We start from the raw sequence: 23559 nt of genomic DNA on the forward strand, positions 1-23559 counted from the left end.
ATTTTGCGCATTTGTCTGATATTTACTATTATAAAAAGACAAAAATTACTTTAACTTTGTGATTTGAATGATATACACCAATTACTATGTTTTTTGGAAAAAATATTATTATGATTAAAATCAATATCAAACAAATTTAAGTATTTGGTGAAATTAATTTAGCTGATAAATAGATATGAAATATAAATTCTTAAATTTTAAGTTGAGGAAAATTGTTCATTACTCATTGATCCTGTGTATTTTACTAATACAGGTTATTATTGCTGTGTTTTTTTATAATGAATTTATCAATGAGAAAAAAATGAAATTTATTGAGAATCAATTGAAGGAAAGTCGTGAATTGGAGGGGATAACCAACAATTCGAGAAAAGATTTCATGGATGCCCAAAATCATCTTCAGAGATATATGATTAGTGAGGATGACAAAGACTTAAAATTATACTTTGAATCTCTTACAAAGCTTAAAAATAATTTCGATAAGATTAATGAAAACGAAAGCATAGCTCCAAAGCTGAAAAGTAAATTTAATCTAAAGAAAAAAGATACTCTGAAAATTACGAACCTAAAGACATTGATAGATTCCGTATATAAGTATTCTCAAAATCCTCCTCCAAAGATTGAAGATAAAAACTATAATATTGAAAAATTTAAAGGCAAAAATAATTTTGATGATATTGATATTGAGACACGTACTTACTCTGACACGATAAAGAAAAAAGGGTTTGTAGGACGTTTACGAGATGCAATCGCGGGTAAAGTTGATGTACAAAAAGAAAGTACAGTGATTACTTTAAAGAATAAAAAAGCTGCTGATCTCTCTACATTAAAATCCGAAATGAAGGATGCCATAAAGTCTATGGAAAAGCATTATACAACTGAAATTAAGAAGATCCAGTTGTCTACAGTTAAAGATCAGCACGATAGCAGGCAGTTTTACGGTAGTTTTAATAAATTACTCATCTATAGCAACGGATTGATCGATATCTATGGAAATGCGATCAAAGAATTTAAATCTGATCTGGAAAAAGAGTACAACAAACAGAAGTTGATTAATAATGAGATCCGAACTTATTTGGTGCTGGGATTAATGATCCTGATGTTCATTGTATCAATTTTGATCATGTATTTTACAAGAGTTGCATTTATCTACGAATGGAAGCTTAATGCTGCCAATAAAGAAATTAAAAACAACCTTAATTTCAAAAACAGAATCTTGGGAATGCTGAGCCATGAATTAAGATCTCCTTTAAAAATCATCAATATTTTCATTGATAAAATCAACAGAACGACAAAAGATGAGACTATAAAAGAGTATCTTAAATCTATAAAATTCACCAACAGCACTTTGCTGATACAATCTAACCAGATCTTGGAATACACAAAAAATCAGGACGCTGATCAAAGATTAGTAATGAATGTTTTTAATCTTAAAGATGAGATCAATTCTATTGTAATGGCCATCACGCCCTATTTAGAAACAAGAAATAATAAATTTGTCGTAAACGACAGCATACCTGCAGATATGGTCGTGTATTCAGACAATATAAAAATTAACCAGATTTTCATGAACATTCTGGGAAATGCCAATAAATTCACAGAAAACGGACAGATCGATCTTACAATGTCAACCGAAGTGATCGATGAAAACAGAGTTTCACTATTAACAACAGTAGGAGATACTGGTGCCGGAATATCAGAATCTGACCTGAAAAATATTTTTGAACCCTATTATCAGGGGATGGTTTCTAATGAGATCGACAATCTTGGTGCGGGACTTGGGTTGAACTTGTGCAAGGAAATTATAGGACTTTTCAATGGTGAAATATCTATCTCAAGCAAATTACGAGAGGGAACAAAAGTGACATTCAGGATCAATTTAAATATGAATAAAGATGGAATTACCAATTGAAAATAGAGAAATTACCTTCCTTTTAGCAGACGATCACAGTATCGTGCGACACGGAATGGCGCTTACGATCAACGAAATTTTTCCAAATTCTATAATTCATCAAACTTCTTCCTTGCTTCAGGTTGTAGAAGAAGTGAAGTCAAAAGAGATAGAAATAGCGATCATTGATGCTCATTTTCCGGACGGAAACAGCATTCATATTTTATCTGATATCAAAAATGCAAAACCTGATATTAAAATTCTGATATTCTCGGGTCTTGAAGAACAGTTGCATGCACTGAAATTCATCAATGCCGGAGCCAACGGTTATCTTAGCAAATTAAGCGAAGAAGAAGATGTACAAAAAGCTATTATAAGCATTGTGAATAAAGGTGAATATATTTCGGCAGTTTCACAGAATTTGTTAGTGCAATTTGCTAATAATCCGAATTCTGTGAATCCTCTTCATAGCTTAACGAAAAGAGAATTACAGATCGCAGAAATGTACGCAGACGGATATGGCAACCTGGAAATTGCAAATAATCTTGATATTAAGCAAAATACCGTAAGCACGATCAAAAAAAATATTTTTGATAAATTAAAAATAGAAAACCTTGTTGAGCTCATTGATATCATCAAGACCCATCACAAAATATAGGATTTCAACAGTCCATTCTCCACTTTCTTTACTCTTAAAAGTAATTTTATCGATAAATATCTAGAGCTTTATCGATATATATCGATGTGTTTTATAGAAAACTTTACTCACCAATGTTGTTACTTTGTACCAGAGAAATTTACTAAACGAAAACGGCGAATATTAATTAAAAACGCTTTTTAAGCTTTTAAGTTTAATTCAAAAACTTTCAGAAAAGTAAATTTTTTAAACACAAATAAATTTCGACACAAATAATAAACTTGAATTATATTCGAGCACAAGTGATGAGATTAAATTATCGAGCAAGTGATGAAATTAAATAGGGTATATGATAACCTTTAACCGCCTTCTTGAAAACTGATTTATTAAAAAAACACAAAGATTATATAAAGAAGTGAGATGGTCATCTAAGGTTAGTATACAGTAAAAAAAGGAGGCGAAAGTCTCCTTTTTTCGTGGAGTTAACTTTGAAAAAACCTGTTAATCATAAGATTAGCAGGTTTTTTTGTTTCAAGACAAAAGAACTGATGAAAAATTAATTCTAAAGAAGGTTTAAAAAAGCAATTAAATTTAGTTTATAAATACATTATTAAACATGTATTTTAGTATATTTGTATTCTAATTTTATTATTATGAACTTCTCACTTGTCAAAGATGTTGTAGGATTACTGGAGCAATTTGAATCTGAAAACAAAAATTCTCAGTATTCTTCTGATGTTGATGGATTCAAATCTTGGATCTATAATAAAGAATCTATGACTAATAATGATAATGCTGATGCTCCTTACTGGGAAGGTAAAGAAAGTGGCAGAAGTCCTGAAAGTGCGATTAGTACCTTATTGGTTCACCTTAACAGATATGCAAAAACATATTCTAAATCAGCTATTTCTGGCTCTGATTTTGCCACGCAGGAAGATTTTATTTATCTGATCAATTTGAAAGCAATGGGTGAAATGACCAAAATGGAACTCATCAAAAAAAATATTCAAGAAAAACCCGTAGGAATGCTTATCATCAATAGATTGATTAAGCAAGGTTGGGTGAATCAGACAGATTCGAATGATGACAAAAGAACGAAACTTATAAAAATTACAGATCAGGGAATTGAAGCACTGGAAATTCAAATGAAAAAGATCCGAAGCGCAACAAATATTGTATCGGGTAATCTAAATTATTCTGAAAAAATGGAGCTTATTCGTATCCTGAACAAATTAGATAAATTTCACTATCCCATTTTTAATCGAAATATAGACAATAAAGAGCTTATCAGCACTGTTTATCAGGAATATTCATTTGAAAAAAATTAAAGATGAGAAAGAAAATAGCCATCATTGGTTCAGGATTTTCGGGATTGTCGGCTGCTGCATATTCTGCAAAAGAAGGTCATGAAGTTCATGTCTTTGAAAAAAACAGTGAAGCAGGTGGTAGAGCCAGAAAATTTGTTACAGATAATGGTTACACTTTCGATATGGGTCCAAGCTGGTATTGGATGCCGGATATTATAGAGTCTTTTTTTGAAGATTTCGGTAAAAAAACGTCCGATTTTTTTCAGCTACTACCGCTTGATCCTCAGTTTGAAATGGTATTTTCAGAAAGTAAAATGAATATCCCTCACAGCTATACCGAAATGCGGGATTTGTTTGAAAAAACAGAAAAAGGATCCGGTAAAAAGCTGGATGAATTCATGGAAGATGCCCGATATAAATATGAAGTGGGAATGAAGGAATTTGTAAATAAACCCTGTCATTCCTGGTTTGAATTCGTGTCTCCAAAAATAGCAAAAAGCGCATTAAAGCTTGATCTTTTAACCAATTTTAAAAAATTTGTAAGAAAATATTTCAAAGATCCGAAGTTGATCACATTAATGGAATTTCCCGTAATTTTTCTCGGCGCAGCACCAAAAGATATTCCTGCATTATACAGTTTAATGAATTATGGCGGATATAAACTGGGAACCTGGTATCCGATGGGAGGTTTTTCAAAAGTAATTGAAGCGATGAAAATCGTTGCAGAAAATCAAGGCGTGAATTTTCATTTTAATGCCAATGTAGAAAAAATTATTGTTAAAAATAACAAAGTTTCTTCTCTGTTGATTAATGGAAAGGAAATCGATTTTGATACAATCATTGCTTCCTCAGATTACCATCATACGGAAAGTGAATTATTGCCCGAGGAATTCAGAAATTATAAAGAATCATACTGGAAAAAGCTCACTTTTGCGCCTTCCTGCCTGATTTATTATTTAGGTTTTAAAGAAAAAATCCCCAATCTTAGACATCACACCCTGTTTTTTGAAAATGATCTTGACCTTCACACCACAGAAATTTATGACGATAAAAAATGGCCTACGAAACCATTATTTTATGCTTGTTGCCCCTCAAAAACAGATCCGAATGTAGCACCGGAACATTGCGAAAATGTATTTCTTCTGATGCCTGTTGCTACAGGAATAGAAGACTCTGAAATGGAAAGAGAAAAATACTTTCTTGAAATGATTGTAAGGCTTGAAAAACATACAGGAGTTACCAATTTATTATCAAAAATCGATTATAAAAAAAGCTATTGCATTAAAGATTTTAAAGAAGATTATAATGCTTATGAAGGCAATGCTTACGGACTTGCCAACACCTTATCACAAACCGCAGTTTTGAAACCGTCGCTCAGGAACAAAAAATTGAAAAATCTATTTTATACCGGACAACTTACCGTTCCGGGACCCGGTGTTCCGCCGTCGATTATTTCAGGGAAAATTGCAGCCATCGAAGCCACCAAAACGAATTAACTATGAAAAAATTATTTGATGAACTTTCTTATCGGGTAAGTAAAGAAACAACCAAACAGTACAGCACGAGCTTTTCTTTGGGTATTTTGGCATTATCACCAAAAATCAGGAACCCAATTTATGCGGTGTATGGATACGTACGTCTGGCTGATGAAATTGTAGACAGTTTTCATGGGTATGATAAAGGAAAACTGCTTACAAAGTTCAGGGAAGAAACATATCAGGCTTTGGAGGATGGAATTTCGTTAAACCCTATTTTACAATCGTTCCAGGACACCGTTAACCGGTTTGATATTGATAAGAAATTGATCAATCAGTTTTTGGATAGTATGCAGATGGATCTTCAGAAAGTAGATTATAATTCAGATCTTTATAAACAATATATTTTAGGCTCTGCAGAAGTGGTGGGTTTAATGTGTCTTCAGATATTTGTTGAAGGGGATATTTCTGAATTTGAAAGACTTAAACCTTTTGCCATGAAATTGGGATCCGCTTTTCAGAAGGTTAATTTTTTAAGAGATATGAAGGATGATTATCAGATCTTGGGACGAACTTATTTTCCGGATGTAGATATTACTCTATTCGATAATAAAATTAAAGCCGATATTGAAAAAGACATTGAAAAAGAATTTAATGAAGCCTTGATCGGAATTAAAAAACTTCCAAGTTCGGCAAGATTTGGTGTGTATTTGGCTTACCGTTATTATATTTCACTTTTCAGAAAGATCAAAAGAACTTCGGCTCACAAGATCATTAATAAAAGGATAAGAATCTCAAACAGTAAAAAGATCTCTTTAATGATGAGCAGTTATTTACAGTATAAAACTTCATTTTTATAAAAAATTATCATGATACACAGACTTTATAAAGAACAGCAATTGAATTGTGATATAGCAACAGCATGGAAGTTTTTTTCCTCTGCCAATAATCTCTCTAAAATCACTCCGAAAGACATGAAATTTGTTGTTCTCACTAAAACAGATGACGACGAAATTTATAAAGGAATGATCATTGATTACCATGTTTCGCCTTTGTTGGGCATTAAAATGAATTGGACAACAGAAATCAAACAGGTTGATTTTCAAAAAAGTTTCACCGATTATCAGCAAAAAGGGCCGTACAAATTGTGGAATCATTTTCATGAATTTATTCCTAATGAGAAAGGAGTTTTAATGAAAGATACAGTGGACTACGAACTTCCAATGGGATTTTTAGGAGAAATTGCTCACAAACTTTTTGTGAAAAGTAAGCTGGAACATATTTTCAGCTATCGGAATAAAGTTTTAGACAAAATGTTTAACAATAAACAGGAATCATGAATTTTCTGATTGTCATAAGTACATTTTTCATCATGGAAGGCATGACGTGGCTGATCCACAAATACGTCATGCACGGCTTTTTATGGTCGCTTCACAGAGATCATCACGATCACAGTAATGAAGGTCATGTAGAAAAAAACGATTACTTTTTCCTGATTTTTGCCCTTCCAACCATTGCTTTGATGTACTACGGAACGGTTAATAATTACAACATCTACTTTTATATTGCTGTCGGAATTGCTTTGTACGGAATGGCGTATTTTTTTGTTCATGATATTTTCATTCATCAAAGGATAAAATTTTTAAGAGATACAAAAAACCCGTATTTATTGTCGATCAGGCGAGCACATAAGCAGCACCATAAACATACAGGAAAGGAAAGAGGAGAGTGCTTTGGATTTTTATGGGTGCCGGTTAAATATTTTAAAATGTATTTTAATAGAAATAAATGATGATAATCTATAATTTCATATCATCAAAATTCATTGATAAAACTTTGTGACCTTAGCTGAGTAGAACGCCTTTGCGAACTTTAAAAACGGTTAGTAGTAAAAAAACTTTGCGGGCTTTGCGTTAAAAACTATTAGTATAAAAACAGAATTTAATAAATAAGTTAAAAAAATGCATCACTATACCTATCTGTTAATCAATTTCTTTACGGTATTCATCTGTTTTATTTTTTCATTTCATCATAAGATAAAATTCAACAGGCATTTTGGTGCTTTTTTCTCTGCTTCATTTTTGGTGGCTTTGGTGTTTATTATTTGGGATGCATGGTTTACGAAAATAGGAGTGTGGTGGTTTAACGATCATTATCTTTTGGGAATCAGAGTTTTAAACTTACCGATTGAAGAAATATTATTCTTTATTTGTATTCCTTTCTCATGTGTTTTTACCTATTTCTGTCTGGATAAATTCTTTAAACTAGACTGGAAACCGCTTCCCGAGAAAATATTTGTCATCATCAGCATTATTTTAGCTTTAATCATTGCGGTTTATTTTCATGATAAGATCTATACATTCATGACATTTCTTACAACTGCAGTAAGCATGTTTGTGCTATATTTTGTATTGAAAGCACGATGGATAGGCAAAGCATCTTTCATCTATTTGATTTTAATGCCAGGGTTTTTAGCAGTAAATGGAATACTGACAGGAACCGGACTGGAATCTCCAATCGTGAATTATAATCCTCAAAATTTTATGGGAATAAGAATGTTGACCATTCCATTAGAAGATACGGCGTATGGTTATGAAATGATATTATGGAATCTGTTTTTATTCAAAAAATTTAAAAAAGAAGATGAGCAAAATTAATATATTCTGGTTCAGAAGAGATTTGAGGTTGGAAGACAATTGTGGTTTACATGAGGCTTTACAATCAGACGCAAAAGTTCTTCCTATCTTTATTTTCGACCGTGAGATTTTAGATCAATTAAATGACAAGAAGGATAAAAGGGTAGACTATATTCATCAGGCTTTAGAAAAAATCAATCAGGAATTAAAAGAACATGGAACTGGCTTAAAAATATTTTACGGAAAACCTTCAGATATCTTCGAAAAACTGACGCAGGAATTTGAGATTGATACTGTTTTCTGTAACCGAGATTACGAGCCACAAGCCATCAAAAGAGATCAAGAAATAGCTGATTTTCTAGCTAAAAAAGATATAAAGTTTTCGCATCATAAAGATCAGGTTATTTTTGAAGGAAATGATATTCTGAAAAGTGACCAGACTCCCTACACCGTTTTTACGCCGTATTCCAAAAAATGGAAAGAACATATCAACAAAATTAAGATTGAAAACTTTGATATTAATTTTAAAAACTTCCTCGCTGTAAAAACTCATGAAGATATTCTAAGCCTTAAAGAAATAGGATTTGAAAAGACAGGCTTTGAATTTTCACAACCTTCTTTAGATTCAAAAATTATAGATTCGTATGATAAAAACCGTGATTTCCCGGCGTTGGATCATACAACTCATTTGGGGATTGCATTGAGATTTGGAACTATTTCTGTGAGAAAATGTGTGAAGTTTGCCCAAAAACATAATGAAACTTGGCTAAGTGAATTGATATGGAGAGAATTTTTCATGCAGATTTTATTTCATTTCCCGCATGTTGTGACTCAATGTTTTAAAAAGAAATATGAAAATATCCAATGGCGAAATAATGAAGATGAATTCAAAGCGTGGTGCGAAGGAAATACAGGCTATCCCATTGTAGATGCAGGAATGCGACAGTTGAATGAGACCGGTTTTATGCATAATCGAGTAAGAATGGTTGTCGCGAGCTTTCTGACTAAACATTTATTGATCGATTGGAGATGGGGCGAGGCGTATTTTGCCGAAAAACTGTTAGATTATGATCTTTCTGCCAACAATGGAAACTGGCAGTGGGCAGCAGGTTGCGGTTGCGATGCTGCACCGTATTTCAGAATCTTCAACCCGGAAGAACAGACTAAAAAATTTGATAAAGATCTCAAATATATCAAAAAATGGCTTCCTCAGGACGCTTTGCTAAACAGGCCTATTGTAGATCACAAACTGGCTAGAGAAAGGGCTTTGAAGACGTATAAAGAAGGATTGATTGTAGAATGATTATATGGGTGAATATATACTTAATACATTGAAATTTAAGTGCATTTTTTGATATTTAGAAATTATTTATAATTATTGAAATAACTGATATTGCATCATTGAACTGATATGCAAATGTATTCTAAAAAGGGATCAGCGAATAACTTAGAAGTACGCAATTCTACTTAACTTACTGTATTCTCTATTGAAGTTTATAATTAATGAGCTGTTGGCTATGTAATAATTGTTTTATCTACAAAAAAAATAATAAAAACAACTATGGCATAGATATTACTTATACTATTATATAAAAACTCACAAAATGATCGATCATCAGGAAAACAAATATTTGGTCTATGAATATTTAGTTTTAAGTATCAGAAAGAATTTTAATTTGGATATCAATCTTTTTAACGAATATACTGTAGCTAAAAATATTGTTTCGAAAGCGAGAATAATTGTTCCCACATTTTCGGATAAGGTTATAGGTAATCCTCGAATAAAGGTATATTTAACGGCACTTATTCTGGGACTTAATCATATGAATTATACGATTAGCGATCTGAAGAAAGAGATAGAGTATTTAAAGAATTCGGATTCGAAGAAATAAAGTTTAAAGAAGCCGATTCTATCGTAATATAATAATAAAGTCCCTACTGATGAAGTGAGGGACTTTATTATTTTTTCGAGTGATTTTTGTAGAAGATTTTATCCTAAATATTTAGCAACTTTGCCTTCCAGATCATCCAGATTAAATGGTTTTGCAACAAAATCATCAGCCTGAGCCTGTTCTGCCAAAGCAACGATATCATTGTTTGCTGTTACATAGATCACAGGGATATGCCTGAATTCTTCATGACTTTTCAAAAGCTTGGTAGCCTCAACCCCTCCAATTCTTGGAATCCAGTTGTCCATAAGAATAACATCCGGCTGAAACTTTGTCACTTTTTCTACAATATCATGAGAGGTTTCTGAAATTTCGACTTCATATCCGTTCTCCTCAAAGATGATGGTAATTACTTCTAAAATAGCAGTATCATCATCGAAAATCAAAATTTTCTTTTTACTCATATTAGTTCTATTTAAATCCTAAGTTTTTTCTTTTTTATAATTGATTGATATAATTTGCCAGATTATCCGGTGTAATAATCAGATCATATTTAATTTCATCCACTGCATGTTTTGGCATATAATCTACTTCGGCGGTTTCGGGATCCTGTACCCATACTTTGCCTTGGTTTTTCTTAATATATCCTAACCCTTCCACGCCATCTGCATTGGCTCCCGAGAGTAAAATTCCTATAAGGTTTTCACCATAAATTTCTGCTGCCGATTTAAAAGTTACATCAATGGACGGTCGCGAATAATTCATTTTTTCTGAACTGTCCAGAGACATTATTTTTTTATTTTCAAACAATAAATGATAATCTGCGGGAACAATGTATAATTTATTATTTTGAATTTCTGTTTTATCTTCAATCTCAATAACTTCCATGGCTGCAAACTGTTGTAGCAAAACAGGAAGAATGCTTGTGGAGTTTGCCTTTCTATGAACGATCAGCAAGATGGGAAAAGCCAATTCATTCTTCAGGTTCTTAATCATTTCTAAAATGACCTGCAAGCTTCCTGCAGATCCTCCAATAACTATTAATTCTGTATTTGTGTTTTTTATTTTCATACTACAGGCATTTTAATGATGATCAAGCTTTTTCCAGATCTTTTGGTCTTCCACTTGATGATAAGATTTATCTAAATTAGAAAATCTTAACGTTTCTTTTGACCCTAAAGCCAAATAGCCCAAATTCTCCAGGCTGTTATCAAAAAGACGGAAAACACGTTCCTGCAAACCTCGATCAAAATAGATCAGCACATTTCGGCAGATAATCAACTGAAAACTGTTAAATGAACTGTCTGAAACCAAATTGTGCGTAGACAAAATTAATTTTTCCTGTAAACTTTTATCAAATCTTACACTGTCATAATTGGCGGTATAATAATCTGAAAAATCTTTTTTACCGCCCGATAACATATAATTTTCAGAATATAATTTCATCTGCTGCAACGGAAAAACGCCTGCTCTTGCTGTTTCCAATACAGAAGGATTAAGGTCTGTTCCATAGATCAATGATTTATGGTAAAGGTTGGCTTCTTTAAGCAAAATAGCTATCGAATACGCTTCTTCACCCGTTGAGCATCCTGCAACCCAAATTCTTATCAATGGATATGTTCCTAACTGTGGGAGTATTTTTTCGCGCAATGTTTTAAAAAAAACAGGATCGCGGAACATTTCTGTTACGTTTACCGTAATTTCTTCTACAAAGCGTTTTAGATATTCCGGATCATTCATCAGGGTGTATCTCAGTTCTGCAAAACTGGTGAATCTATCCATCAAACAGATCCGATTAACCCTGCGTTTAAAAGACGCTCTGCTATATTCGGAAAAATCGTATCCGTACATGGCGTACACATCTTTTATCAAGTATTCTACTTCTTCGTCTTTTACGATACTTGGTTCCAGCATTTAGGATAAATTTTCAATGGCAGTTATCAGCTGATCAACATCAATAGGTTTCGATACATAATCCTGTGCTCCGGCATCCAGACATTTCTGGCGGTCTTCCGGCATGGCTTGCGCCGTTACAGATATAATATCTACTCCGCTGATGGATGGTGTATTGCGGATTATTTTGATGGCTTGATATCCATCCATTTCCGGCATCATCATATCCATCAGTACAATATTTATCTTGTCATCTTTTTGAAGAATTTCAATGGCTTCCTGCGCCATTGTAGAGCTTTCAATCTGATAACCTCTTGACTTCAATGTCAATTTAAGTGCAAATATATTACGTGGATCATCGTCCACAATTAAAATTTTCTTATTCATCAGAATTTATTCTGTTTAACTTTCATATAACCAAACACGTAGTAAAGATACCAACTGATCTATATCGACTGGTTTCGAGATGTAATCTGAAGCTCCTGCCGCTATACATTTTTCACGGTCACCTATCATGGATTTTGCTGTGATGGCAATAATCGGAAGACGCATAAATGCTGGCATTTTTCTTATTTCTCTTATTGTTTCATAACCATCCATTTCGGGCATCATCATATCCATTAACACAACATCAATGTCGGGGGTTTCCTTCATTTTTTCCAGAGCCTGCTTACCGTCCATTGCCAATACAACTTCTACTTTATATTTTTCCAGTGCTTTTGTTAAAGAAAAAATATTACGAACGTCATCATCGGTGATCAGGATCTTTTTACCGCTTAAAACTTCAGTTAATGATCCTAATACTTTATTTTTAATGGTTTCTGAACTGTTTTTTTCTTCAACCAAATGCAAAAATAACCCTACTTCATCTAAAATTCTTTGGTAAGAATGTGCCGTTTTTACAACAATAGAATCTGCATACTGTTTGATTTTCAGTTCTTCTGATTGGGTTAAATTATGTCCGGTAAAAATAATGATCGGCAGATTTTCAAGACCTTCATAACTTTTGATGGATTCTATGATCTGATACTGATTTCCTTTTGCAGCTCCTATATCTAAAATCACACAGTCGGAATTACCTTCCGTTAAAGCTTTTACGCAATCTTCAACATTGTTTTCTACTGATAACGAGATATTAAAGTTACTTAGATAGTAGGAGAGTGCGCTTGCATGTTTCGCATTTTCTTCAACAATTAAAACCTTTTGCGGAGATTTTTTCAAGGCTTCTTCAATCTTTCTGAAAACCTCAGTCATCTGTTCTAAAGCTACAGGTTTGTTGATGAAATCAATAGCGCCTTTCATCAGACTTTCCTTTTTGACGTGTAAAACAGACATCATATGAACCGGAATATGTTTGATCTGAGGGTTTGATTTTAGCTCATCCATTACCTGCCATCCGTCTTTTACAGGAAGCTGAACATCCAGTAAAATAGCCACCGGATGATACTGTATTGCAGCTGGTAAAGCATGATCTCCTCTTACAGCAACAACTCCTTTATAATCCTGCAGACGGGCATATTTTAATAATGCTTTTGCAAAATTGGTATCATCTTCAACAATTAAAATAACCTTGTCACCTTCAGAGATATTATCTCGGTCATCAGGTACGTTTTCCGGAATTTCCAAATTGTTGACAGGAAGTACATATTGAAGTTCTCCGTCTTCCAGAATATTTTGAATTTCTTCTACATCTTCACGAATAGTTTCCATCAAATGCTGATCTGTTTCTGGCTGGATAGCTTCCGAGATTGCTTTGATCGGAATGATTAAACTAAACTCACTTCCTTCATTCACTTTACTTGTAAGCGACAATTCTCCGCCCAATAATCTTGCGATTTCTCGACTGATTGATAAACCTAAACCTGTTCCTCCGAATTTTCTTCGTGTAGAGCCATCCGCCTGCTGGAAAGCCTCGAAAATGATTTTCTGCTTGTCTTCCGCAATCCCGATGCCGGTATCTTTTACACTGAAAATAATGAAATCGTTATTTGTGGGATCTTTTTTAATATTTAAATTAATGCTTCCTTGTGTTGTAAATTTTGCAGCATTTGATAATAGATTTCTCATGACCTGATCTACTCGTAAACGGTCAGTTTCAATGGATTTTTCTACATTATTATCGATTTCAATATTAAATTCAATTCCTTTTTCTTTAAGGATAGGGTTGAATAAGTTTTTCAAATCTTTTATAACTTCCTCAATGATCACATCTTCATATTCCAAGGTCATTTTACCGGATTCGATCTTGGCAAGATCTAAAATTTCATCAATTAAGGTTAATAAACTGCTTCCTGAGCTCTGAATTACCTTCGCTGATTCTATCTGGTCTTCATTTAGGTTTTCCTCAGGGTTTTCAGCCATTAAACGTGAAAGAAGAAGGATAGAATTCAATGGCGTACGCAGTTCGTGCGACATATTTGCCAAAAATTCTGATTTGTATTTTGTGCTTAAGGCTAATTCTTCTACTTTTTTCTGAATTTCGTTGTTGCGTTCGGCGATTAGATGATTTTTGTCTTCCAATAATCTTGAACGTTCTTCTAATTCGGCATTTGCCTGCATTAATTCTTCCTGTTGAACTTTTAATTCTTCTTCTGAAGCCTGTAATTTTTGTGTCTGAGCTTCTAATTCTGTATTAAGATTTTCCAATTCAGAATGCTGAACCTGTAATTCTTCAGACTGAGCCTGAGTTTCTTCAAGTAATTGCTGTTCTTTTTCACGGCTTTTTGCTGCACTCAAGGCAATTCCGATGTTGCGGCTGCATTCTGCGAAATAATCAACGCGTTGTTCGTCAAAATTAGAAGTAGATCCTAATTCTAAAACTCCGATTGTATAACCGTCTGCTAAAATCGGCAACAATATTATTCCGTAGATCGTAACTTTACTGCTGGCAAAAGTAACGGTGAAATCATCTTCGTGAAGATTGTTATAGACCTGTATTTTTTCGTTAACAAAGGCTTGACCAACCATTCCTTCTCCCAATTCAAAGGTCTTTTTCATGTTGTCTTCCAGTCCGAAAGCTGTATTTAATTTTAATACGCCTTCATCAAAAAGATATAGTGAACCGTTGATACAATTCCCGTATTCAATGAGTTGATGTAAAGATTTTTTGGCAACTTCATTTACAGATTTATTTCCTACTAAAGATTCATTTAAAATAGCAAGACCTTTTTGACGCCAGTCGCTTTTATTGATCTCATCAAAAGATTTTTTTAAGGAATCCGTCATGTTATTAAGAGATCCTACCAGATCACCAAGATCATCCTGGGAAGTATCAGAAGCTTTTTGGCTGTAATCACCGTTGGCAACCCTGTTCGCCACTTGCTGAATTGCACTTACACGTCTGCTGATTTCCAGATCTTTAGCTTTTAGCTGTTTTTCAAGTTTATCTCTTCGGATAAGGTCTGAACGTAATTTTATATAGAAAAATGTAGTGACAACAATGGCTGCAAGTGCAGAAAATATAATAAATAGAACCGTAATATCTGATGAGCGGTTGAGATCTTTATTTTTTATAGCAAGCTGAGCTTCTTCATATTGTACGAATTCACGGACGATCTGTCGGCATCGGTCCATATACGTTTTACTCATCAAAAGCTGTTGCTGAGTCATTACGATACCTTTTCGTCTGTTTTCAACAAAATGCTTTAGATTAATGATGTTGCTGTTAACGTTTTGCTCTAACTTTTTTAGACGTCCCAGCTGATTTTTATCTTTAATATCCAACTCTTTTGCTCTTTCGAAAGCTTGGGGATAGTCTACTAAACTGCGGTTGTAAGGATCTAAAAAGTTTTCTTTTCCCGTTAGCTGATAACCTCTGTTTCCTGTTTCGGCATCTAAAAGAGCAATTAGAACGTCTTTTACAGCCGTAATCGAACGACGGCTCTGGGATAAGCTTTCCCTGTGTTCCATTTGTCTCTGAATACTTACGAAAGAGGCAATTGAACTTGCAATTAAGATCAATAAAGACAAACCAACTCCAAACTGAAGATTTCTTATGATTTTTTTCGGCATGAAAATTAATTTAAAGGTAATGTGAAATAAAATGTAGAGCCTTCGTCCACTTTACTTGATACTCCGATGTTTCCGTGGTGTTGTTTGATGATCTCGGAACAGATGAACAAGCCGATTCCCATTCCCTGAAACTGTAACGATGATTCTTCTACACGGTAAAATTTGTGAAATACGGCATCTTGTTTAAAATCGGGAATACCAATCCCGAAATCTGTGATGTTTACTTTAACTTCCTGCTCTTCTTCGTCAACGAAAGTCGTAACAATCACCTGATTATTTTGTGGAGAATATTTGATGGCATTGGTGAGGAAATTGATCAAAACCTGTTCGATACGGATTTCATCCAAAGGAATTAAAATATCAGGTTTCATTCCGTGCCAGTCGATTTTTACCTGACGGTCTTCGTGTGTCTGTAATATGGTGTCGATTGCATTTTGGATAACGTTTCCAATATTAGTAGGTTTTCTATTTATTTTTAGTTTGCCGTTTTCAATTTTTGAAACATCTAATAAGTCGGTAATTAGGGTGTTAAGTTTTTCTATCTGATCCTGAACTTTAACCATAAAGCCAGCTTCTGCACCTTCTTTGTCTAATTTTAACTTACGATCCAATAACTGAACATAAGCTTTAATGCTTGTAAGAGGGGTTTTCAGCTCGTGGCTGGCAATACTTAAGAATTCGTCTTTTTCTTTTTCTACTTTTTTCTGGTCTTCAATATCAGTAAATGTTCCTACCCAATTCTTTATAGTATTTTCTTCATAAACGGGTGTAACTCTCAGCAGGTGATAACGATAGTCTCCGGATTCTATGTTTTTTATTCTGACTTCCAATTCCAGAGCTTTGCCTTTCTTTTTACAACGCTCAAATTCTTCTTTGATATTGTGATCGTCGAAATGAGTTTCAGGAAATTCATGTTCAGAATCTGAATATTCATGCCATTTTCTATTGACAAAATCTACAATTCCGTCTTCATTTAGCGTAAAGGCAATTTGGGGAAGAGATTCGAGCATCAAATGAAAATGATCGATCTGGGATTTCATAATGACCTGAGATTCTCTTCTTCCTTTTACTTCCAATTCCAGGCCTTGCTGCGTTTTTTTCATCGCTAGATTCTGTTCCTGAAGGTTGTAGAAGGTTTTTACTTTCAATAAAAGAATTTCGGGATCTATGGGTTTTGTTACATAATCTTTTCCGCCAGAAGCGTATCCGCGGGTGATGAATTTCTTTTCAGTATTAACGGCAGATAAGAATATGATAGGAATTTCTTTGGTTTTGCTGTAATCGGCTAATGTTTCCGCAACTTCGAAACCATCCATGTCGGGCATTTGCACGTCAAGGATAATCAAAGCGTAATCTTTTTTTAAGGCTTTTCCCAATGCTTCTTCACCGGAACTGGCTATATCAACCTGAAAATCTTTAGATTCTAATAATTTTTTTAATGAATAAAGATTATTTTGGTTATCATCAACAATTAAGATCATAGGAATGAAAAATCAATAATTAATTATGTTTACTCTTGTGTCAAAAATACTCACAAAAATCCGAAAAACATTTATTTTTTTAACCATTTATGCTTACATACCACATGTTTTAAAATTTAAATCAAATTTTTAGAAAAATCTTCATTAGTGATTATTTGAAGAATAATTTAATTATTTTTTATATTCCTAAAAATTATATAATAAATAAGAAAATCATTTAGTTTTAGAATAATTAAAATGTGATCTCTTAATTTTCGCCTTCCTTCTCTTTTCTGAAGCTCACGACTTCATAATCATCATTTGAACAGAATTTTTTGCAGCTTTCATCATCAAATTTTTCAGGATTTGCCGTAAAAGCTTCAATATGCTTTTGACTTTCATCTGTTTTAGCTGGAGTGATTAAAATGTGGTAATCTTTTAATACAGATTCGTCTGCATTTTTTAAAGATTCTTTTTTATGCTCTACCGCTTCACTGTATTTCATGTAGTTTGATTTTTAATTTGTACTGTAAATTTTAGGGTAAGAAACAAAGAAAAATCCCATAATACTATGAGTTGGATCATAATATTACGGGATGTGGGTTATTAATAATTTATGCAGATTATCAGGTGTTTTTTTCTATTTTTTCAAATATTTCATTTAGAGTTTCCTGCATATCTTTCGCGGTATTTTCACCACTTTGATTAGTGATAATAAATACCCCTAAATTATATTTTGGGATGATGTAAATAAAACATTGTGAACGAAAAACTCCACCATGATGTTTGTAAAGTGTACTTAATTTTTCATCTTTAATGATTCGCCAGGCATAACCAGAACTGAATGTATCATCAATTGTAACCAATGGCTTGTGAGATTCTGCTATTTCAGGTTTGTTTTTCAACTGATAAGTAAGGTATTTCATCATGTCCGGAAGGGTGGTTTTTATATTGCCGGATGAGCCCCAAGGTAGTGTAGGCATCTTCATTGTTATTTCATTATAATTATGATGGTAGCCAATTGCAAGGTTTTCTTCTTCCTTTTTTGTGAGATTGATGGTTGTATTTTTCATCTGAATGTGTTGAGCCAAATATTCCTTTAAAATAACCTCAAACTTTTTGTTATATACTTTTTCCAATACAGAACCCAATAATTCTATTCCAGCATTTGAATAGGAAAATTTGTATCCGGGAATCGTATCAATTTTCACGCTATGCAAGTCTTTTAAGAAATCCTTTTGAGTATAATTTTTTAAAACATTATTGATATTTTCCGGCGTTTTCTGATTGGTAAAATCTTTAAAAAGTACATTGATTGGTAAAGGCAGCATAAGGGGTAATCCGCTGGTATGAGATACTAAATCCTTTATGCGAACAGGATTATTATTAAATTTTAAATTAGGATAATCTTCGGACAAATAGTTTTGAACAGGATCTTCAAGATTTATTTTTTTATCCAAGACAGCTTTTGCTAATAAAGTTCCCATAAACGTTTTGCTTAAAGAACCAATTTCATAGATAGTTTGATCAGTTGGCAGATTTGATTTTCCTTTTTCCAGTTCACCATAATGTCTAATATATTGTTGTCCCTGATAAACGATTCCTATGGATGCTGCATTAATCAGTGGTTTTTCTACCATCTTTTGCGCTGCGTTATCAACGACTGATTTGAGATCGATATTTTCTTTTAATGATTGTTGTGCTATACAAAATACGGAGTATATACATAAGATAAAAAGGCTTATTTTTTTCATGGCTTCTAAAGTTTAATTGAAATCTATTAATCTAATGTTTGAATAATTGTATTTTGAAATTTTTCAGCTTCATCTTTATGGATTTGATGCCCCGAGTTTTCAAATAAAAATAAATCTTTCTTGGGTGCTTTCACTTGTTCAAAATATTGTTTTGTAATGCTGCTCAATGTTTGAATATCGTTTTTGCCAACGAAGAAATAAATTGGACAGTCGACTTTCTTTAAAGTTTTTGGAAGGTCAATTTTCATGACCTCATTCCATGCAGGTGACCATGTTTTTGACCATTGAAGAAATCCTTTTTTGAAATCATCAGTCGTTACATATTCCTTACCATCTTTGTAAAAAAGCCACTTTCTTAAATAAAACATCTCTTCGTCATTGGTAAAAGGAAAATGTACTTTTTTCAATTCTTCCATGGCAACAGGACTGTCTTTAAAATGAATTTTTAATGTTTTTAGCAATTCTTTTTCGCTCGCTAATTGGCTGATCACGGGATTTATGGCAAAATAAGCATGTAATAATTCCGGATGATTTCTAACAATAGTAAAACCTAAAGCATTTCCCCAAGAACTGCCTAATAAATAAAGTTTTTTCTGATTTAATCTCTTTAACAGAAAATTAATCACTTCATAAGTATCCTTTCCCATCAACTCAACTGATGGTTGAACAGGCGAAGGATTTAAGGCTAATGTTTTCCCTGCATCTCTTTGATCCCATTGAACTATGGTGAATTTATTTTTTAAAATGTTGGTGTAAGAGTCTGCATTTTTCATCATTGAGCTTCCCGGACCGCCCGATAAAAAGAGAAGGATAGGTTTATTAGTGTCATCAGTTTTAATTTCTATGACTTGTTTTATTCCACCAATTTCTGTGGTTAAAATGGTGTCAATTTTTACTGGATTTAGTTGTGCTAAACAAAATACAGATAATAGAGTTAAGATAAACAGGCTTATTTTTTTCATAGCTTCTAAGTTTTAATTTTACTTTGAATTTTCTGATACAAATATGCTGTAGAAAGTTTTGAGATAAGTCCATGTAAAAAAAGTCGAACTCATTTCAACTTAAAAAATGAGTTCGACTTTATACAAATTATAGTTCGAGTATTTACAAATGATTCACTATCAATTGTTTCTGAATGCTGTTGGTGTTTGATTCGTATATTTCTTAAATGAAGTATGAAAAGAAGATTTTGAATTGAAACCCACTTCATATAAGATTTCTAAAACGGTTACTTCTTTTTTTGAAGGATCTTTCAGAATCGTCATTGCTTTTTTAATTCTATATTCATTCACAAAATCAAAAAAATGCTGATTGATATGATGATTGATTAAAACAGACAACTCACGAACCGGAATTTTCACCTGATCTGCCAATTCCTGAATCGTTAATGAAGGTTCTAGAAAAGGTTCCTTTTCAGTCATGAAATTTTTAAGCTGTTCGATCTGTAAACTTTTTGTTTCGTCGGTTTTATTTTCAGTTTCCAGAGTTTCAGCAAAATTGGTTGTGGATTGCAAAGTAGAATCAATTCTTCGAAAAAGCTCAGGATAATTTAATGCCTTTAATATAAACCAGCAGGCAGCAAATAAAAAGGAAGTTCCCGCAACAATATGTATCCAAATAAATAGGTCGTTGTAAGCTGTATATCGTATTGTATTTTTAAAAATAATACATACATGGATGAATAGTAAAATCATTGTAAGCTGAAACAGCCATTTGTATAACAAAGTGTTGGGATTCGTGTAATTCTCAAGATAAATTTTCTTGTATTTTTTGAGTATCATGAGTACGGCAACGATATAAAAGAAATACTGAAGTTCCGCAATAATTTGATAAAAAAACATTTCAGGGGACTCCCACATATGTGTAAAGAAATATTCTTTAGTAGCACCTTCTGCAAGATAAAGCCTTGGAACTAAAATTAAATTGGCAACAATAAAAGGGATAAGATGCAATAAGTGCTTTCTTTTTAAGGTAAAATCAGAATAAGAAACAGCATTAACATATAGATAGAAAAGAGGCATTACTAATAAGTATGCGGACATTTTGAAAGTTTTCAGATTATAACTATCAGTAAAATAGTGCATAAAAAGTCCGCTCATATCAATTGCGTTAATGATAAGGAACGCTGCAAATAATCTGTTTTCTAGTTTTCTTTCTGTTTTTACCGTTAATAAAAATACGGCAAGTAACAGCGATATAAAAACGGAAATCGCTGCAATCACTTCCAGAAAATTCAATTTGTCCATTAGTTTTTTTGCAAAAATAGGATATAAGTAGTGAAGAAAATAGACAGATAAAGGATAAATATTTAAAATATCTTATTTTTTGATTGAAAGTCCATTAATCTTCTTGATCATCTCTTTGGCATTGGTGTTTTCAGGGTTTAATTCAAGCGATTTTTGATACATTTTCAGAGCTTCTTCTTTTTTATCAGATTGAAGCAAAGCTTCACCATAACTATCAAATATATTGGCACTTTTAGGAAAAATTAATGTTGCTGAATGGAAGGTCTGCAAAGAATTGTCATTTTTTTGAAGTCTTAGAAATTGATATCCTAATCGGTTAAAGTCTATTTCATTAGCTTCATAACTCCTAGGCTTTTTAAGATATTCCTGAATAAGATGCTCTGCTTTTTCTTTATTTCCGTTTTCAAGTAAACTCCCATAAATTCTCGATAGATTTTGTACAGGAATGGTATAAGGCTTGTTATCAATTATTTGTAAAATTACGTTAGATATAGGAAAAACCGGACTGTTTCCTATACTGGAAAGAAGTATCACGATTTCATTTTTAGTGATGTTATGTAATAAAATACTGGTAAGTCCGGTAATTGATCCATCGTGAAAAACGATTTTTCCGTTACTTTCATCGGTATACATTTCCCAGCCTAAGCCATAGCTTACTTCTTTTCCGTCTATTTGATAACTTACTTTTTTTCCATCATTAAGTGTTGTCGCAGTTAAAGCTTCTTCCAATTCTTTCTTGCCTAAAATTTGATTGGCAAATAATGCCTTCTGATACTTTTGCAGGTCTAAAGCTGTGCTTACAATGCCTCCATTTCCATAAAAGTTGCTTTTTTCGCTGATTGGAAAAGGATCTTTTATGGTATTGGTATTCACTAGCTGAGTTGAATAGTAGTTAGGATAAGTATATAATTCTACCTGATTTGCTGATTTACTTTTTCTATTAAGCGGAACAAACGAATCTTTCATTTTTGCCGGGCTGAAAATATTTTTATCTAAATAAGCAGAATAACTCATTCCGGACACTTTCTCAATGATCATGGCAGCAAGGCAAAAATTAACGTTGTTGTATTCCCATTTGCTTCCCGGAACAAATGAAAGCGGTGTTTTGAAGCGAATAAAAGTTGGTATAATATCCTGATTAGAAATTACTTTTTCCGGTTGTTCTTTTATGACAGTGTCAAATAAATTATAATACTGCGCTAATCCCGAAGTGTTATTTAGTAATTGTTTAATGCTAATATTTGGATAAGGAAAATCTGAAAGATATTTTTGAACAGGATCTTCAATGTTGAGCTTCCCTTTCTGTTTAAGTTGAAGTATAGCCGTTGCCGTAAATGTTTTTGTTATAGAAGCAATTGGAAATTGAGAATTGTTATTTAATTTTTCTTTCCTTTCAATATTTGAAAATCCATAGACATCAGAAAAGATGGTTTTTCCTGATTTGGAAATTACAGCACTTCCATTGAAGAGATTATTTTTAGAAAGTGTTGAAAATAAATTATTGTATTCCTGTCCCGAAAGAGTAGTGCTCAAGAAAGCAGCTAATATGATTAAAAAAAATCCTTTTTTCATTTATTTTTTAATTGTTATTAATTTTAGTTTAATAATAAAACAATTCTGAAAAGGGTTTTGTTACATTTAAAAAGATGAAGGTAAATTATAATATGCAGTCTCAATCGTAAATTTTCTCACCTTTGGTCTCAAAATTGTTAGAGTTAGAGGACAAATTCTACAATTAATCACTAAATAATAACGGTTATGAAAACTAAAACACCAGCAAAGAAAGCGACGGTTAAAAAAACGGCACCTGCAAAAACACAGGAAAAAATTCCTGCTAAGAAAACTGCAGCTAAAGAATTAAAAGATTTATTTGAAGATTCTTTAAAAGACATTTATTGGGCAGAAAAAGCTTTGGTTAAAGCTCTTCCAAAAATGTATAAAAATGCAACGGATAAAAAGTTACAGTCTGCCATTGAATTACATCTTGCCGAAACTCACGTACATGTAAAAAGATTAGAAGAGTGTTTTGCTTCATTGGGCAAAAAAGCACAGGCAAAAAAATGTGATGCTATGCAAGGATTATTAGACGAAGGGAAAAGCATCATGGAAGAAACAGAACCGGGAGCTGTAAGAGACGCAGGAATTATCGCGGCGGCTCAAAAGGTAGAGCATTATGAAATAGCTACTTACGGAACGCTGGCAGCCTATGCTAAAGTTCTTAAAGAAAAAACTTGCCTTAAAAACTTACTGGCAACTTTAAATGAAGAGAAAATTTGCGATAAATTATTGTCAAAAGTTGCTGATATTACTTTAAACAGCAAAGCGATTAAGAATTAAGAATTCGCCTCTTTACGAGGTGAATT

At 32.9% G+C, this 23559-nt stretch carries 22 protein-coding genes; 11 read left to right on the forward strand and 11 right to left on the reverse strand.

The window, feature by feature from the left end; translation table 11 throughout:
* Nucleotides 1-301 precede the first annotated feature (301 nt).
* The 10 genes from EG348_RS17305 (at nt 302) to EG348_RS17350 (ending at nt 9835) form a co-directional block, all read left to right on the forward strand.
* Nucleotides 302-1909, forward strand: a complete 1608-nt coding sequence (locus EG348_RS17305) for a sensor histidine kinase (protein ID WP_228414772.1) — start codon at nt 302-304, stop codon at nt 1907-1909.
* Nucleotides 1893-2546, forward strand: coding sequence for a response regulator transcription factor (locus tag EG348_RS17310; RefSeq protein WP_164463320.1), 654 nt, complete (start codon nt 1893-1895; stop codon nt 2544-2546). Before EG348_RS17305 ends, EG348_RS17310 begins: the two co-directional genes overlap by 17 nt.
* Nucleotides 2547-3178: 632 nt before the next feature.
* Nucleotides 3179-3853 carry a MarR family winged helix-turn-helix transcriptional regulator gene (locus tag EG348_RS17315; protein WP_123984223.1) on the forward strand — a complete coding sequence of 225 codons (675 nt, stop codon included), beginning with the start codon at nt 3179-3181 and terminating at the stop codon, nt 3851-3853.
* Nucleotides 3854-3855: 2 nt separating this feature from the next.
* Entirely contained in the window at nt 3856-5328 is a 1473-nt protein-coding gene (locus EG348_RS17320; RefSeq protein ID WP_123984224.1) for a phytoene desaturase family protein, read from the forward strand.
* Nucleotides 5329-5330: 2 nt separating this feature from the next.
* On the forward strand, nt 5331-6167 hold the full coding sequence (locus EG348_RS17325) for a phytoene/squalene synthase family protein (RefSeq protein WP_123984225.1): 837 nt from the start codon (nt 5331-5333) through the stop codon (nt 6165-6167).
* A gap of 9 nt (nt 6168-6176) precedes the next feature.
* On the forward strand, nt 6177-6647 hold the full coding sequence (locus tag EG348_RS17330) for an SRPBCC family protein (RefSeq protein WP_123984226.1): 471 nt from the start codon (nt 6177-6179) through the stop codon (nt 6645-6647).
* A complete protein-coding gene (locus EG348_RS17335) occupies nt 6644-7099 on the forward strand; it encodes a sterol desaturase family protein (RefSeq protein ID WP_123984227.1) in 456 nt (151 codons plus the stop codon). Before EG348_RS17330 ends, EG348_RS17335 begins: the two co-directional genes overlap by 4 nt.
* Before the next feature lie 169 nt (nt 7100-7268).
* Nucleotides 7269-7964 carry a lycopene cyclase domain-containing protein gene (locus tag EG348_RS17340; RefSeq protein ID WP_123984228.1) on the forward strand — a complete coding sequence of 232 codons (696 nt, stop codon included), beginning with the start codon at nt 7269-7271 and terminating at the stop codon, nt 7962-7964.
* On the forward strand, nt 7951-9246 hold the full coding sequence (locus EG348_RS17345) for a cryptochrome/photolyase family protein (RefSeq protein ID WP_123984229.1): 1296 nt from the start codon (nt 7951-7953) through the stop codon (nt 9244-9246). The genes EG348_RS17340 and EG348_RS17345 overlap by 14 nt, the downstream gene beginning before the upstream one ends.
* Nucleotides 9247-9547: 301 nt before the next feature.
* A complete protein-coding gene (locus EG348_RS17350) occupies nt 9548-9835 on the forward strand; it encodes a hypothetical protein (protein ID WP_123984230.1) in 288 nt (95 codons plus the stop codon).
* Between the two features lie 98 nt (nt 9836-9933).
* On the opposite strand, the gene EG348_RS17355 is transcribed toward EG348_RS17350, so the two are convergent.
* From EG348_RS17355 to EG348_RS17405, 11 genes are all read right to left on the reverse strand, one after another.
* Nucleotides 9934-10296: a response regulator gene (locus tag EG348_RS17355; protein WP_123984231.1), complete on the reverse strand. Its 363-nt coding sequence runs from the start codon at nt 10294-10296 to the stop codon at nt 9934-9936.
* A 34-nt stretch (nt 10297-10330) separates the two neighbouring features.
* Nucleotides 10331-10903 (reverse strand): chemotaxis protein CheB, encoded by a 573-nt coding sequence (locus EG348_RS17360; RefSeq protein WP_123984232.1) that lies wholly within the window; start codon nt 10901-10903, stop codon nt 10331-10333.
* A 12-nt stretch (nt 10904-10915) separates the two neighbouring features.
* The gene (locus tag EG348_RS17365; protein WP_123984233.1) at nt 10916-11746 is read right to left on the reverse strand and encodes a CheR family methyltransferase; all 831 of its coding nucleotides are present in this window, start codon (nt 11744-11746) and stop codon (nt 10916-10918) included.
* Nucleotides 11747-12091 (reverse strand): response regulator, encoded by a 345-nt coding sequence (locus tag EG348_RS17370; RefSeq protein WP_317126981.1) that lies wholly within the window; start codon nt 12089-12091, stop codon nt 11747-11749.
* A 36-nt stretch (nt 12092-12127) separates the two neighbouring features.
* Complete coding sequence (locus tag EG348_RS17375) at nt 12128-15736, reverse strand: response regulator (protein WP_123984235.1); 3609 nt, start codon at nt 15734-15736, stop codon at nt 12128-12130.
* 5 nt (nt 15737-15741) lie between these two features.
* Nucleotides 15742-17217 (reverse strand): response regulator, encoded by a 1476-nt coding sequence (locus EG348_RS17380; RefSeq protein ID WP_123984236.1) that lies wholly within the window; start codon nt 17215-17217, stop codon nt 15742-15744.
* A gap of 247 nt (nt 17218-17464) precedes the next feature.
* Entirely contained in the window at nt 17465-17701 is a 237-nt protein-coding gene (locus tag EG348_RS17385) for a hypothetical protein (RefSeq protein WP_123984237.1), read from the reverse strand.
* 121 nt (nt 17702-17822) lie between these two features.
* A complete protein-coding gene (locus tag EG348_RS17390; RefSeq protein ID WP_123984238.1) occupies nt 17823-18950 on the reverse strand; it encodes a serine hydrolase domain-containing protein in 1128 nt (375 codons plus the stop codon).
* Nucleotides 18951-18976: 26 nt separating this feature from the next.
* A complete protein-coding gene (locus EG348_RS17395) occupies nt 18977-19912 on the reverse strand; it encodes an alpha/beta fold hydrolase (protein ID WP_228414773.1) in 936 nt (311 codons plus the stop codon).
* Nucleotides 19913-20071: 159 nt separating this feature from the next.
* Nucleotides 20072-21196 carry a helix-turn-helix domain-containing protein gene (locus EG348_RS17400; RefSeq protein WP_123984239.1) on the reverse strand — a complete coding sequence of 375 codons (1125 nt, stop codon included), beginning with the start codon at nt 21194-21196 and terminating at the stop codon, nt 20072-20074.
* A 72-nt stretch (nt 21197-21268) separates the two neighbouring features.
* Nucleotides 21269-22768: a serine hydrolase gene (locus EG348_RS17405; RefSeq protein ID WP_123984240.1), complete on the reverse strand. Its 1500-nt coding sequence runs from the start codon at nt 22766-22768 to the stop codon at nt 21269-21271.
* A gap of 186 nt (nt 22769-22954) precedes the next feature.
* Here EG348_RS17405 and EG348_RS17410 point away from each other — a divergent pair, with 186 nt between their 5' ends.
* The gene (locus tag EG348_RS17410) at nt 22955-23533 is read left to right on the forward strand and encodes a ferritin-like domain-containing protein (protein WP_123984241.1); all 579 of its coding nucleotides are present in this window, start codon (nt 22955-22957) and stop codon (nt 23531-23533) included.
* Nucleotides 23534-23559 lie beyond the last annotated feature (26 nt).

Origin of the sequence: Chryseobacterium sp. G0201, assembly GCF_003815655.1 — a bacterium.
Classification (GTDB): domain Bacteria; phylum Bacteroidota; class Bacteroidia; order Flavobacteriales; family Weeksellaceae; genus Chryseobacterium.